This window comes from Ohtaekwangia sp. (assembly GCF_036786105.1).
Classification (GTDB): domain Bacteria; phylum Bacteroidota; class Bacteroidia; order Cytophagales; family Cyclobacteriaceae; genus Ohtaekwangia.
Genome location: NZ_DAIQRQ010000004.1, coordinates 176,408 through 190,355, shown reverse-complemented (window position 1 = coordinate 190,355; position 13,948 = coordinate 176,408). Strand labels below are relative to the sequence as shown.

Below are 13,948 nucleotides of genomic sequence, written 5' to 3'. Positions count from 1 at the left end.
ATTTATGCGCATCCTGGTAAAAATATATATGTGCATGTGAACGGCTTGAGTACTGTAGTAATCGATAAGAATAAATTAAAGGAATTGTGGAAGCCGTTTCTTAAGGCCTGGTTTCCGGATGGTATAGAAGATCCTAAACTTTGCCTGCTGAAGGTAAGCCCACAGGAAGCTTATTATTGGAACAGTTCTTCCAACATAATGGTAACGTTCTTCCACATCATCAAGGCGGTTGCTACGCAAGAGAAATACGGGGAAGGTGAGGCCGGTAAACTCAAGATTGGCAAGTAATATAAATATACTGCAGGAAACGATACTGCAGAAAATGCCCTGCTGAATCAGGTAACTGCCGGGAAGGATATCAGAAATGTTGTTCCAAAGTTTTCTTTTGATTTTACATCGATGTGTGCCTTGTGGGCCTGCAGTATATTAAGCGTTGCTGCCAGGCCGAGGCCCATGCCATTGCGCTTGGAAGTAAAGTAAGGCTCAAAGAGCTTTGATATATTTTCAGCTGATATACCACAGCCGTTATCTGAGATCTCAACGGTATATAGTGCTGTGCCGGGTTTTACAGCGATCTGCAATTCCCCCTGAATATCTTTCATGGCCTCTACTGCGTTGATAATAATATTCAGAAAGGCCACTTTCAGTTTTTCTGAGTCAGCTTGTATATAGCACGGATATTCAGGATACCGAACATGCATGTTGATATGCTGCAGGGTAATACGATCGAGCGCTGCACTAATGCTGTCGTCCAGGGCGGTTTGCAGAATCGTTTTCTTGAACATCATTTCCGATGGCCGCGCAGAGTTTAGCAGTTCAGTAATAAGGTCGTTGATACGCTTGCTGTTGCGTTGAATGATTTCCAGGAACAACGCATCATCTGCTGATTGATTAACAGGAATAAGCTGCTCTACCGACATCTGTATATTATTTAACGGATTGCGTACCTCATGCGCCAGCGTACGCACCAGTCTGCCCGTAGCCGCCAGTTTTTCTGCCTGGAGTGCAGCTTTCTCTGCCCGCTTCAGGTTCGTAATGTCGTGTATAATGCCTTGAACATAGACAGTACCGGTATCGTCTGTTTCTTGTGTAGCCGAAAGTATACAGTACTTTTTTTCGCCTTGTTTGTTAATGAGTATAATTTCGGCATCGTCTACTTCTCCCGATTGCGATAGACTTTGAAATACGGCATCTTTGCCTTCGGTAATGAGCTCGTATAGTGAGAGCAGAATAAGTTCGTCAGGCGTATAGCCTAAGAGTTCGGCAGTAGCACTGTTCACATTTTTGAAACGCAGCGCTTCATCGGTAATAAATACGGCATCTTTCGATCGCTCAAAAATGCTTCTGTATTTTCGTTCGTTGGCACGCAGCGCTTTGAGCGAAGCTGAGCGTTCCAGCGAATACCGTATACTTCGTTCCAGCTTCTCGGTGTTGAGCTCTGATTTGATCAGGTAATCCATTGCACCGATTTGCATCGCCTCCTGATCAACAGCTTTATTGCCTTTGCCCGTAAGTAAAATGATAGGTTGCTCGCAGTGCATGCGCATCGCTTCTTTTAGCAGGTCGAGCCCGGTTTTGGCACCAAGGCGATAATCCACCAGATATAGGTCGTAAGCAGAAGTTCGAATTGCTTCAACAGCCTGTGCATAGGTTGAACACCATTCAATCGCATAGTCATTGTCTTCAATGCCTTTTATATAGTCGCTGGTGATGATGAAATCGTCTTCATCGTCATCAACGATCACGATACGAATAGCCTGCGAATTTTGCGACATACGATCTTCAGCTTTGTTTTTCCGGAAGTATAAGTATAAATGTTGCGCCCGCTCCTAATTTACCCTCTGCATACATAACACCTCCATGATTATCAGCAATTTTTTTACAGATAGCCAATCCTATACCAGAGCCCGGATATTCTGCTTTTCCGTGCAGCCGCTGAAATATCTGAAAAATCCGTTCCGCATATTCTTCTTCAAAGCCTATCCCGTTGTCTTTGATATATATCTTGAAAAATTCTTTGTCAGCGGGTAAATGATGTTTTTCTTTTTCCTGCTTGCCGATCTTCTCTGTGCCGATTTCAATGACCGGATCAACAGCAGGTTTTTTGAATTTGATAGAATTTGAAAGCAGGTTGTTGAATAGCTGCTTCATCTCGGAAGGCACGGCTTCAATTTTAGGTAGCGATGTAATGATGATCTGTGCGTTATTCTCTTCAATCTTTAGTTCGAGATCCATTTTTACTGTGGCAATCACAGTATTGAGATCTACTTTTTCAAATGCACGCGAGCTGCGCGTGGTACGCGAAAACTCCAACAAGTTATCAATGAGAATACGCATGTTTTCAGTTGAGGCCAGTATGCGCTCCAGGTATAGCACACCTTCTTTGCCCAGTGTTTCTGAGAACTTGGCTTGAAGCCGCTCACCAAAGGTTGATATTTTTCGAAGGGGTTCCTGCAAATCGTGTGAAGCTACGTATGCAAATTCTTCCAGTTCGCGATTCGAACGATTCAGTTCACGTATACTCCGCTCGCGGTCGCGTTCAAAATTTCTGAAAGGTGTAACATCGCGGGTCATGCCTACAAGTTTTGAAGGCGTGCCGCCCGTATCGGTTACTACTTTTGCTTTAGTAGAAACAATCTTGTGGTTTTTATTCTTTGTGATTACTTCATATTCGTACTCAAAACCGGAGCGACTCTCATAAGCATTCTTAATGGCAGCTTCCAGCCCTGCGCGATCGTCAGGTGATATCAACTCATAGTAAAATTCCCGTGTTATTACCGGCAGCTCTGCGCGGGTATATTCAAACAGTTTGTAAAGGCCGTTGGTCCAATGAATGGTTTTCTTTACTATATCATAACTCCAGCTTCCAAGCTGGAGTAGCTCTTCCGTTTCGTCAAAGAGCTCCTGTACAGCTTTAATTTCTTCTTCGCTTTTTAGCTGATCAGTTATATCCTGGGCAATAAAGAGTATAGAAGCAGCATGGCCATCTTCTTTTCTGCGCAACACAGAACCCAGTGTACGGAAATGGCGCCAATGTCCCTGCTTGTGATTTAAGCGACAATTGTATGCGTAGGAATCATTGTTTTGAAGTGTATAGAATTTTTCGAGCTCTTGCTGAACGAGTTGCTGATCGTCTTTAAAAATCAGTGTATCCAGATTACCCTCGCGTATATCTTCGTAAGTGAATCCCAGAAAATCGGATACCTTTTTATTAATGAACTTTAAGCGCTTCTGCTCAACATCAAATACATAGATGATGGCAGGAAAAAGCTCGGCTATTTTTTTGTCAAAGATATCCCGGTTTTCACCCGAGTCGAACAACATCTCCAGGTAATCGATATACTCGCTCATACCTCCTGCTGGAACTCGATGTTGTTAAGCTCCTTGTATTGCTTGATTTTATTATACAGCGTTTTACGATCTATTTTTAAAAGTTTGGCAGCCTTGCTCTTGTTAAAATTAACACGTTTTAAAGCTTCCAGTATAATCTCATATTCAGCATCTATACCTGCTCCCTTTAACCCCGTTTCTTTTATTACTGGGCGAGTATATGAAGGAGCTGCAGGCAACCCGGAAGAATCCATACCATAGGATGGCATCGATGGTGTTGATTGTTCTGAACCGGCATCAAACTGCAGCTTGGTATAATTGGAAACTTCAAACGGAATACTTTTTACATCGATCAGCTCGCCATCGGTAAGCAACGTAGCCCGTTTGATAACATTCTTCAACTCGCGCAGGTTACCGTGCCATACATAGTTTTGAAATATAGTTTCTACTTCCGGTGTAAAGCCTTTAACATTCTTGTTGAGCTCCTGGTTGGTAATGCTGAGGAAATGGCGGGCAAAGATCATTACATCGTTCTTGCGTTCCCGTAATGGAGGCACGTTGATTTGAAATTCATTGAAGCGATGGTACAGGTCTTCACGGAATTTACCATTGCGTGCAGCGTCCCAGAGTTTTTCGTTGCTGGCAACGATAATGCGTACGTCCAGATCTATATCTTTTGTGCCACCTACGCGTCTCATCTTTCGCTCTTGCGTTACACGAAGTAACGACACCTGCACATCGTATGGAAGGTTAGCAATTTCATCGAGGAGGATTGTGCCTCCATTAGCCAATTCAAAACTTCCGATTTTCTGTCCTACAGCACCGGTAAAAGAACCCTTCTCGTGGCCGAACAACTCACTGCCTGCAAGCTCTTTTGATAGTGCACCACAATCTATAGCAATAAAAGGTTTATCGGCACGCTTGCTGCGCTTGTGAATTTCCTGTGCTATGGCTTCTTTACCGCTACCACTTTCACCGTATATAATTACGCTGTAGTTGGTAGGGCCAACAAGATCAATCTGGTTGAGTATATTTTTGAAGTCAGGACTGTTGCCGAAAATATAGGTTTGCCCCACTTCATTCTTTTTCGAGGTGGCAGCTTTTTCGTTTGCACTGTCAGTCGAAGGTGCTGATGGTTGTGTTATTACCGGTTGAGGTTCGTTAAGCGCGCGTTTGATAGTAACCAGTATTTCATCCGGCAGCAGTGGTTTGGTTACATAGTCGATAGCGCCAAGCCGCATCACTTCTACAGCTGTTTTTATATTGCTATAGCCGGTAATGATGATCACCGGAACTGCCGGAAGCTTTTCTTTTATATTCTTCAGAATGGTGGTGCCATCCATGTCTTCCAGTTTGAAATCGCAGAGAATTAAATCGGGGTTTGTGCCTTCCAGTATCTCCAATGCTTTTTTGCCGCTGTTCGCTTCTATTGCTTCAAAGCCATGTTTAGTAAGAAAGCGCTTCAATACAAGGCACATGTCCTTATCGTCATCAATAATTAGAATTTTTTCGGCCATATTGCTGTCAAATATCTCGTATATAATTACTTAAAAAAATTAAGCCCAGAAAGCCCTCATCTGCGCAACGGGTATTTGAAGGTGCTCGCGGTATTTGGTAACGGTTCTTCGAGCGATATTAAAACCACGTGTGGCCAGGAGAGAGGCCAATTGCTGATCAGAATAAGGCGATTTTTTATCTTCGCACTTTATTACCTCTTCTATCTCTTTCTGAATCACTTTGTTGCTGATTACAGCGCCATTCTTGTTTTCAATGCCTTCACTAAATAAACTCTTTAATAAAATCGTTCCAAAGGGAGTCTGCACGTATTTGTTGCAGGTAATACGCGATACGGTGGAGATATCCACGCCGGCCAGCTCCGCTATATTTTTCAAAATCATAGGTCGCAACATAGATTTGTCGCCATCCTGAAAATAATCGAACTGGTATTGAACAATTGCGTTGATTACGTTCAGCATGGTAGTCTCCCGCTGACGTATAGCATTTACAAACCACTCGGCAGAATTCAATTTGCTCTTCAGGTATTGGAAGGTGCGCGTATCTTTTCCCTTCTCAGCTTCTTTTACCATAGCCTTCATGCGGTTGCTGATTACCAGGTTGGCAGAACGTTGATTGGCCAACCGCACTTCCATACCATCATCACGATGGGTTATAATAAAATCAGGTATAATGGTATCGGCAGTGCTTTTCTCTTCGGCGCTTCCTACCGGATTCAGGTTTAATGTGCCCATCATCTCCAGCACCATTCTCAATTCTTCTTCATCGATCTGCAAGGCATGTTCTATCTTTTCAAAATTTCGTGCTTTCAGATCATCGTAGAAGCGCTCCAGAATGGTAAGTGCAGCTTTTACATCCGGACATTTTGTATTCATCCTTTTCAATTGCAACATCATACACTCGCGAATATCGCGCGCACCTACACCGGCGGGTTCACATTGCTGTATAACATGCAATATTTTTTCAGCCTCTTCTCCTTCTATCCATTGCATGGTTTTGAGAGAGAAGTCTTCTGCCAGTGTTTCAAGTGGTGTTTCGAGAAAGCCTTTTTCGTTGAGATTACCGATAATGAATTGCGCGAAGGAATCGTGAGTTTCAGAAAGCTTTACGGCAGATAATTGTTCTGCCAGGTCGATCTTGAAATCGCGTGATGCCACAATAGGTTTGTCGGGCATGTCTTCCTGCTGGTAATATTGTTTGTTTTCAGTTTTATAGTCTGGTATATCATCGTAGCCATATTCGTCCCAGTCCTGAAAATCCTGAACCTCCTCTTTCGCTGTTATTGCTTCGGTCTCTTCAGAATTTTCCTTCTCTTCTATAATTGGATTTTCCTCTAATTCATTCTTTATTCGTTGCTCGAGCTGAAGGCTTGTCAGGTGAAAAAGTTCAAGCATCTGGAGTTGCTGCGGATTTATCTTCAGTTGCTGCTTTTGCGTTAGATTCTGACGTAACATAGCTAATGGTTTTGGTTTAAATATTATTTCTTATGCAACCCTAAAACCAAATTTGAGATACGTGGTTATTAAATTTCAATGTTCTGAATATCAGATATTTATATGTAAAATAAAAACCCACAAACTAATGTCTATAGTGGAATATTGTGGAAATATTTGCACACGCTGTAGAAATAAGTCTATCGTATGAGAAAGTATGTGGCAATCACGTATGCAGCCTTTGTTATTTCATTGATCATTTTATTGGGTATTGCTTTCAATTACTATACACGCATGGTGCGGTATAATTATGCCATCACCTGGGTTGAACACACCCATGAAGTACTGCGTGAGATAAAAAATCTGGAAAGTACGTTTAAAGAAGTCGAGAGCAGTCAACGTGGCTTTTTGCTAACGGAAGACAGTGCATTTATAGCGCACTATCGCGAAATGACGGTAACCATAACAGCATCGTTCAAAAGGCTGCTTCAGCTTACACAGGATAACCCCACACAACAAAAAAATCTTGGCGAACTTAACTATGTGCTGGCACGAAGACTTGATATACTGGACGATGGGTTTATACTCTATAAAGCCGATAAAAGCATCTTCATAAAACGACTGGAAGATGGCAGAAAAGTGATGGAGAATTGCCTTGCCATACTGCACGCCATGGAGCGCGAAGAACAACGGCTGCTCATGCTTCGCCGCAGAACCATGAGTACGTATGAAGCATCTTCTTCCAATTACTCAGTAATCGTATTTGCATTTTCATTCGTCATTTTCATTGCTACATTTTTATTGATTATCCGTGAGTTGTCGAGACGCTTCCGCTATCAGCGCGACCTCGAACAAAAAGTAACGGAGCTCAACCAAACCAATTCTGAATTGGAGCAGATTACCTTTGCAGCCTCGCACGATTTGCAGGAACCCCTACGAAAGATTCTTACGTTTAGCGATATGCTTAGTGTAAAATATACCCGCGAAATGTCTGCGGATGCTATACGTGTGGTAGACCGGTTGCAACATGCCGCCAAGCGCATGCAGGGTCTTGTGGAAGATTTAATGAACTTTACCAAGTTGGCTGGCTTGAAAGAACCTGCCGAACAAGTGCCGTTAAAGGAAGTGCTGGAAGATGTACAACAGCAACTCCACCAGGAGTTTATAGCCAAAGATGCCAGGCTTTCCATGGATTTAAAGCTGCCAGTTATACAAGGGAATCGTGCACAACTGCAATTGCTTTTTTATGCACTGCTCGACAATGCACTTAAGTTTTCGCGCGAGCAGGTGGCTCCCGTTATTTTTATTATAGCACAGGAGGCTTTACCGGCAGAGCTCGAAGAAAAATTTCGTGTAAAATATGACAGCGTGCGCTATACAAAGATTATCGTGCGCGACAATGGTATAGGATTCGATAATGAATTTGCAGACAAAATGTTTAATCTTTTTCAACGACTGCATTCGCAGGAATCGGAATACGAAGGGAAAGGTATAGGGCTTACCATTGTGAAGCGGATTATGACAAATCACTCTGGTTTTATAACAGCGCATGGTAAGGTGATGGAAGGTGCTGAGTTTGCACTATATTTTCCGTTGACTACAAACTAGTTTGATCGGCTTTCGCTTTCGCCATCTTTTTTGTTGTGTGCGAATAACTGATCTTTTCATCAGGCAACACAATTTGCATATCGTCTCCCGCCATTACTTGCACGGTGCCTTCTGCTACGGTCACCGTAGTGTTATCGGGCGTTGCTTTTACACCAAGTGCGCTACCTGTAACAAGCGTACAAAACTCCTGGCTATGGATGATGAAAGGACGAAGCGAATCTTTGTGTACTTGAAAAAATGCTTCACCCGACAGGTATACTTCCCGCTTGAATCCTTTGAAGATTTCCGGATAACGAAGGGTTGCTTCATTGTGAAGTTCCACACGCGAACCATCGGAAAGTGTAACAACAGATTGCTCGCCACGAGCAGTATGATGTTCCTTATAGGTAATCGAATAAGATTTGTATTCGGTATACTTCCCCAGAAAAAAGATAGCAATGCCTGCACAGAGGAAGAACGCGATGGAGTTAGTGATCTTTTTTAGTTGATAGGAATTTCTGCTGCGTTGTGACTCATCGCGTGCGTGTGCCGAAGCGGAGGACGATGTCCTGTTGATTATTACGGATTGATCATTATCGTTTCGCTTCTGCCCCACAGCTTTAAGGGAGTAAAATTTCCACTTTGGTGTAAGAGCACAAAGACAAGCGTGTTATTAAATCGTAAAGAGATTATTAAAGCAATCCAGAGGGATGAGGTACACTAGGCATGTACATTCTTTCTGAACTGAACAGGGCCTTTGTAATTCTTGATATCGATAACACGTCCTGATTGCAATGCAATAATTTTTCCTTCGCGGATTAATGTATTGGCTACGAGTTCAACCTGATCTATAAGCAGACTCCAGTTCTGTTGATCAATAGCGCGCGCTACATCTGAGGGATCAAACGTTTTTTCGGTCCCCCGCTCTTCAGCCAGTTTCAAGATTACTTTCCGGATGTCGTCAGCAAAAACCATAAGCAAATGCAATGTGCATAGTGAGACAACACTGAACAATGGGTCTTGGTTCTTTCAGTTGTATGTTTTAAAGGTATTGATTATGCTCTCTACCTTTTTGACCTTTTTATTAAGATACAAAAAAACCAGGTTGGTCACTTCTCCACCAGCATAATCGTGGAATATTTTCTGATCTCTAAGTAAAAGTGTTTGGCCTTGTAATATCAGGTATAAAGACAATTCCTGATGTGCTTTGCAGCATGTGAGTAAAAACCAGCGTATTTTTGTAAGCATGACTGTATCGCATTTTATTGCCGAGGCCAGAGAACCACACCGTGAGATTATGACGATCTTGCGTGCCTGGGTGCGAGACCTGGGCGCCCACATGCAGGAGAAAATCAGTAATAAAGTCCCTTACTTCTATTTACATGGACCACTATGTTATTTCAGCGCTGCCGCTGAAGGTATTGATATTTGTTTTTCGCGAGGCAATGAAATCTCCGATGACCAAAAGCTTCTCGAAGCAAAAGGCCGTAAGCATGTGCGGTCAGTTACGTTTCATAGCGTAGCTGAGCTTGAAGAGAATGAAGAGACCTTGCGACATATTCTGAATGAAGCAGCCATCCTGAACGAATACCATTTTAGACAGAAAAAAAAGAAGAGCGCCCATGCGTGACGCAGACACACTCCCCGATGACGATGATGAATTGTTTGAACACCATCGCATCGTAGCGGACCCCAAGCAAAGCCTGCTTCGTATCGATAAATTTTTGATGGATCGCCTGCCTAATGTAACCCGCACCAAAATTCAGACGGGTATACATGATGGGTTCGTAAGAGTGAATGACAAGGCAATAAAGCCGAATTACAAAATACATCCGAATGATGTTATAACGGTCTCTTTACCAGAGCCTCCCCGCGATACTGATATCGTTCCTGAAAATATACCACTCAATATAGTTTTCGAAGATGAGCACTTGCTGGTAATCAACAAGCCTGCCGGCATGGTAGTGCATCCTGCTTATCAAAACTGGAATGGAACAGTAGTAAATGCACTGGCCTACCACTTTCAAAACCTGCCGCAAATGCAAGGCAATGAAGGCAGGCCAGGACTGGTACATCGTATAGATAAAGATACTTCCGGCTTATTGGTTATCGCGAAGGATGAAATAAGCCTGAGCGGACTGGCGAAACAATTTTTTGATCATAGCATTGAGCGTACTTACAATGCCCTGGTGTGGGGCGTGCCCGAGCCGGCTGCCGGAACGATCCATGTAAACGTAGGTCGCAGTTTAAAAGACAGGCGCGTAACCGTTGCATTTCCCAACGGCGATATGGGCCGGCATGCGATAACGCACTATAAAATGCTGCGCGACTTTCGTTATGTGTCACTGATAGAATGCAAACTTGAAACCGGGCGAACACACCAGATACGGGCGCACATGAAATATATAGGCCACCCGCTGTTTAATGATGCTACTTATGGTGGCGATCAGATATTGAAAGGCACTACCTTTTCAAAATACAAGCAATTTGTGGAGAACTGCTTCGAGGCTATTCCTCGGCAGGCGCTGCATGCCAAAACACTGGGTTTCATTCACCCGGTAACCAAACAATTCCTCCAATTTGATTCAGCCCTGCCTCAGGATTTTATGGATGTATTGGATAAGTGGGAGAACTATGTGAAGTATAATTGAGATGGCTGCTGGCCACTAGCTGCAGGAAGTGTGAGAGTGAGATGTTGTTAACTTCAAAGTCCGTTAGCCGATGTTCCTTGTTCAATTTACAAGGAAGGTGCGGAAGATGTACTACTATATCTTTGTGTAACTTTGTGCCTTCTTCGTGCACTTTGTGTAGCTGGATTTGATTTTCCGAGAACGTATAACGGCCAACGGTCACTCCAGAAAGTAAAAGACACTGTTCGATGTGTAGACACATCAACAGGAAAGAAGCAACATGTCTAACCTTGTCAGTTTAGAATATCGCTATAGTTCTTTAGCTTAAAGCGGCCTTTAAAAAGCCGGTCTTAGCTTGCGGTTATTACCCAGCGCCTGACTAATCTCCTTCAGCGCTTCGCGTTTAAATTTCTGGTAACTGGCTTCATCGAGTGTGGTGTAGCGGAGGCCTTGTATATACTCCAGTACTTTCTCGGTTTGTACCTGATCAAGAGAAGCAAGCGACTCCATGATCTGATTTTTTTTACTTGCGGTTGTCATACATGTATGTGGTTGTTGACTATACAAATAACGTAAATCATGAACAGGATGTTCAATTGCTATATGGTCTATTAACAGTAATACAACACGGTGGTAATATTTAGGCGGAAAAAGTTAAAAATCATATATAGTTAAATACTTATCCTAGTCTATCAACCTGAAAAATTAGGGAGTATTTACTTCATGATATCCCCCGGTATTGTTGTCTGTCCAACTCATGGGGTAATTGTGATCAACAAATTCCAGCGAATCTTCGGTCAGGTATAGCGGGTGGAATGTATCAACCATTACGGCCAGTTCATGCGTTTCTTTCGCTCCTATACTTTTCTCTACGGTGCCTGGATGCGGGCCGTGTGGCAACCCTCCGGGATGAAGGGTGAACGACCCGCGTTCAATGCCCCGGCGGCTCATAAAATTGCCTTCTGCATAGTATAGAACTTCGTCAGAATCGATGTTGCTGTGGTTATAGGGTGCAGGTATAGCCTGTGGGTGATAATCAAACAGACGCGGCACAAACGAGCATATCACAAAATTATGTCCCTGAAACGTTTGATGCACCGGAGGTGGCTGATGAATGCGACCTGTGATAGGCTCGAAGTCGTGAATAGAAAAAGCGTAGGGCCACAGAAACCCATCCCATCCGACAAGATCAAGCGGGCTGTAATCGTATATATACTGATGCAGATACCCCTGCTTTTTTATTTTCATCAAAAATTCACCGCGTGTTGCATCGGTAACAAGTTCGTGCGGAGGACGGATGTCGCGCTCGCAGTAGGGTGAATGTTCGAGCAATTGGCCGAGCTGATTTCGGTAACGCTTTACTGTTTCTACCGGAGAAGCCGATTCAATGATCAACAATCGCAGTGGCCCTTCTTCAAACTCAAGTCGGTATATAACCGTGCGTGGTATAACTACGTAGTCGCCCTGGTGAATTTCGAGCTTACCAAAAGGAGAAATGAGCGTACCCTTGCCATCGTGTACAAACAGTACTTCATCGCCTTCGGCATTTTTATAAAAGTAATCCATGCTGCGCTTGCGCGGAGAACAGATGGAAATTTTACAGTCGTTGTTCATGAACAGTGTTTTACGCGCATCGAGGTAGTCATCGCCGGTAGTACCCACGTTGGAAGTGTTAAGGTGTGTATGGCGCAGCGCATAATCATCAATCTTTTTGGGCCCATACGGCACAGGGTCTTTCAACTGTTTAATGCGTGTAGGCGGGTAGATGTGATACAGGGTAGAATATATACCAGAGAAGCCTTCTGAGCTCACGAGTTCTTCCTTATACAGACTTCCATCAGGTTGACGAAACTGTGTATGGCGCTTGGGTGGAATATTGCCGAGTCGATAATAGTACATACCAGTGAAATTGATTTACGATAAAATTACGCAATCGACTGGAGCCAATATCGTGTTCCAAAGCCTCTTTGGTAAAATCAACTTTTGCAAAATAAAAAACTCCTCTGCACGCACCAGGCGAACAGAGGAGCTATTACTTATTTGGGAGTATATCTCGGTGCGATCAGTATTTGAATACTTTGCCGTTGGCCATTACTTCCTGCGTCTTCTCATCGAAGGTAACTTTTGCTCCGGTATGTACGGCAGCATTGGTCATGATGGTAGCAATAGAGTGCATATAACCTGCTTCCACCGGTGCATTCGGCTGCTGGCGACTGCGCACACATTCCATCCAGTTGCGCATGTGCGCGGATGTGAGCGCATCACCACCGGTGTTGGCAGATGCTACTACCTTCTCTGCATTCTGGGCGATATCAAGTTCAGGCAAAAGATTGGCCTGCATGTTCATGGCCTTGGCGTGGTTTTCACGAAGCCCGCCCTTGGGTGAAAGTTTATTGGTGTTTAGATTCAACTCGCCTCCGTTGGAATAATATATCTCAGCAGGACTTTCATCACCGTTCATCATGCGCGATGTAAACTGTACCTGGAATCCTTGCTTGTCATCACCGTAATCAAATACGGCTGTAGTGGTGTCCCAATTCTTACGGCCGTCTTTCCAGAAATATACACCACCGTTGGCTACCACACTGCGTGGATGTTTAAGACCGCTGAACCAATGCACTGTATCGATCTGGTGACTCATCCACTGACCCGGCATACCGGAAGAGTATGGCCAGAATAAACGATACTCCAGGTATTTACGCGGATCGAAATTCTCGAACGGGCGGTTCATCAGGAAGCGCTTCCAGTCTGTATCCTGCTCGCGCAGTTCGGCTACCAGGGCAGGTCTTCTCCAACGGCCGGGCTGGTTCACATTCCAGCTAAGCTCTACCATTACAATCGGACCAAATTTACCGCTCTGTATATATTCTGCAGCTGCATGATAGTTAGCACCGCTTCGGCGCTGAGATCCGATCTGTACAATCTGTTTCGACTCTTTTACCGCCTTTAATGCCGCACGGTTATCTTCCATTGTTTCGGCAAAAGGTTTTTCGGTATAAGTATCGCAGCCTGCCCTTACGGCTTCAATAGTATGCAACGCATGTTGAAAGTCGGCCGTGCTGATGATTACAGCATCCAGGTCTTTAATCTTGTAGAGCTCGTCATTGTTAATACAAGCCTGTATGTCGTGACCCATTTTTTCTTTGAGAAAGGCTTGTCCTTCTTCTCTTCTTTTTTTCCACAGATCCGATACGGCTATAATATCGAAATTCAATTCCTGGCAGTGATTTTGAAAGGCGGGGAAGAGCGACTGACGGAAACGATCGGAAAAGCCGACAATCCCTACGCGAACGCGATCATTCGCCCCTATAATATTAGCATAACTTTTAGCCGAAAACGCCAATGCTCCAAGCGATGCGGCTGCCGTTTTCTTAATAAATGTTCTTCTCGAGGTTTTCATATTAACGTATGGTTTAGATCTGAGTCATTTCCTCGTGCCCTGCATGAGCCGGA

Annotated in this window: 13 protein-coding genes; 4 read left to right on the top strand and 9 right to left on the bottom strand. The window is 43.8% G+C overall.

The features are described from left to right. Window positions 1–288, top strand: a 288-nt coding sequence (locus V7Q33_RS03715) for a pyridoxamine 5'-phosphate oxidase family protein (protein ID WP_333818947.1), incomplete at its 5' end; no start/stop codon positions are given. Between the two features lie 47 nt (window positions 289–335). Here the strand turns inward: V7Q33_RS03715 and V7Q33_RS03710 are convergent. From V7Q33_RS03710 to rpoN, 4 genes are read right to left on the bottom strand one after another with little or no spacing between them, the layout of a single operon-like run. After that, on the bottom strand, window positions 336–1,775 hold the full coding sequence (locus V7Q33_RS03710; RefSeq protein ID WP_333818946.1) for a hybrid sensor histidine kinase/response regulator: 1,440 nt from the start codon (window positions 1,773–1,775) through the stop codon (window positions 336–338). Window positions 1,776–1,782: 7 nt separating this feature from the next. Then, window positions 1,783–3,351, bottom strand: coding sequence for a sensor histidine kinase (locus V7Q33_RS03705; RefSeq protein WP_333818945.1), 1,569 nt, complete (start codon window positions 3,349–3,351; stop codon window positions 1,783–1,785). After that, on the bottom strand, window positions 3,348–4,847 hold the full coding sequence (locus tag V7Q33_RS03700) for a sigma-54-dependent transcriptional regulator (protein WP_331983941.1): 1,500 nt from the start codon (window positions 4,845–4,847) through the stop codon (window positions 3,348–3,350). The genes V7Q33_RS03705 and V7Q33_RS03700 overlap by 4 nt, the downstream gene beginning before the upstream one ends. 39 nt (window positions 4,848–4,886) lie before the next feature. Further along, on the bottom strand, window positions 4,887–6,299 hold the full coding sequence (rpoN, locus tag V7Q33_RS03695) for an RNA polymerase factor sigma-54 (protein WP_333818944.1): 1,413 nt from the start codon (window positions 6,297–6,299) through the stop codon (window positions 4,887–4,889). A 186-nt stretch (window positions 6,300–6,485) separates the two neighbouring features. Between rpoN and V7Q33_RS03690 the strand changes: the two genes are divergently transcribed. Next, window positions 6,486–7,886, top strand: coding sequence for a sensor histidine kinase (locus V7Q33_RS03690; protein ID WP_331983945.1), 1,401 nt, complete (start codon window positions 6,486–6,488; stop codon window positions 7,884–7,886). On the opposite strand, the gene V7Q33_RS03685 is transcribed toward V7Q33_RS03690, so the two are convergent. Together V7Q33_RS03685 and V7Q33_RS03680 are read right to left on the bottom strand one after the other, a co-directional pair. Beyond that, window positions 7,876–8,481, bottom strand: coding sequence for a FecR family protein (locus tag V7Q33_RS03685; protein ID WP_333818943.1), 606 nt, complete (start codon window positions 8,479–8,481; stop codon window positions 7,876–7,878). The genes V7Q33_RS03690 and V7Q33_RS03685 overlap by 11 nt on opposite strands. 104 nt (window positions 8,482–8,585) lie before the next feature. Next, a complete protein-coding gene (locus V7Q33_RS03680; protein WP_331983949.1) occupies window positions 8,586–8,840 on the bottom strand; it encodes a DUF3253 domain-containing protein in 255 nt (84 codons plus the stop codon). 271 nt (window positions 8,841–9,111) lie between these two features. Between V7Q33_RS03680 and V7Q33_RS03675 the strand changes: the two genes are divergently transcribed. Both V7Q33_RS03675 and V7Q33_RS03670 read left to right on the top strand, forming a co-directional pair. Then, a complete protein-coding gene (locus V7Q33_RS03675) occupies window positions 9,112–9,495 on the top strand; it encodes a DUF1801 domain-containing protein (protein ID WP_333818942.1) in 384 nt (127 codons plus the stop codon). Next, window positions 9,488–10,516: an RluA family pseudouridine synthase gene (locus V7Q33_RS03670; protein ID WP_333818941.1), complete on the top strand. Its 1,029-nt coding sequence runs from the start codon at window positions 9,488–9,490 to the stop codon at window positions 10,514–10,516. The genes V7Q33_RS03675 and V7Q33_RS03670 overlap by 8 nt, the downstream gene beginning before the upstream one ends. 315 nt (window positions 10,517–10,831) lie before the next feature. Here the strand turns inward: V7Q33_RS03670 and V7Q33_RS03665 are convergent, their stop codons facing one another. From V7Q33_RS03665 to V7Q33_RS03655, 3 genes are all read right to left on the bottom strand, one after another. Beyond that, window positions 10,832–11,035, bottom strand: coding sequence for a hypothetical protein (locus V7Q33_RS03665; protein ID WP_331983955.1), 204 nt, complete (start codon window positions 11,033–11,035; stop codon window positions 10,832–10,834). A 165-nt stretch (window positions 11,036–11,200) separates the two neighbouring features. Beyond that, window positions 11,201–12,394 (bottom strand): homogentisate 1,2-dioxygenase, encoded by a 1,194-nt coding sequence (locus V7Q33_RS03660; RefSeq protein WP_333818940.1) that lies wholly within the window; start codon window positions 12,392–12,394, stop codon window positions 11,201–11,203. 163 nt (window positions 12,395–12,557) lie between these two features. Continuing rightward, the gene (locus V7Q33_RS03655; protein ID WP_331983959.1) at window positions 12,558–13,895 is read right to left on the bottom strand and encodes a Gfo/Idh/MocA family protein; all 1,338 of its coding nucleotides are present in this window, start codon (window positions 13,893–13,895) and stop codon (window positions 12,558–12,560) included. Window positions 13,896–13,948: the final 53 nt, after the last annotated feature.

Coding starts and splice junctions, on each gene's coding strand:
- V7Q33_RS03710 (WP_333818946.1), bottom strand. CDS start 1,775: ATGTCGCAAAATTCGCAGGCTATTCGTATCGTGATCGTTGATGACGAT.
- V7Q33_RS03705 (WP_333818945.1), bottom strand. CDS start 3,351: ATGAGCGAGTATATCGATTACCTGGAGATGTTGTTCGACTCGGGTGAA.
- V7Q33_RS03700 (WP_331983941.1), bottom strand. CDS start 4,847: ATGGCCGAAAAAATTCTAATTATTGATGACGATAAGGACATGTGCCTT.
- rpoN (WP_333818944.1), bottom strand. CDS start 6,299: ATGTTACGTCAGAATCTAACGCAAAAGCAGCAACTGAAGATAAATCCG.
- V7Q33_RS03690 (WP_331983945.1), top strand. CDS start 6,486: ATGAGAAAGTATGTGGCAATCACGTATGCAGCCTTTGTTATTTCATTG.
- V7Q33_RS03680 (WP_331983949.1), bottom strand. CDS start 8,840: ATGGTTTTTGCTGACGACATCCGGAAAGTAATCTTGAAACTGGCTGAA.
- V7Q33_RS03675 (WP_333818942.1), top strand. CDS start 9,112: ATGACTGTATCGCATTTTATTGCCGAGGCCAGAGAACCACACCGTGAG.
- V7Q33_RS03670 (WP_333818941.1), top strand. CDS start 9,488: ATGCGTGACGCAGACACACTCCCCGATGACGATGATGAATTGTTTGAA.
- V7Q33_RS03665 (WP_331983955.1), bottom strand. CDS start 11,035: ATGACAACCGCAAGTAAAAAAAATCAGATCATGGAGTCGCTTGCTTCT.
- V7Q33_RS03660 (WP_333818940.1), bottom strand. CDS start 12,394: ATGTACTATTATCGACTCGGCAATATTCCACCCAAGCGCCATACACAG.
- V7Q33_RS03655 (WP_331983959.1), bottom strand. CDS start 13,895: ATGAAAACCTCGAGAAGAACATTTATTAAGAAAACGGCAGCCGCATCG.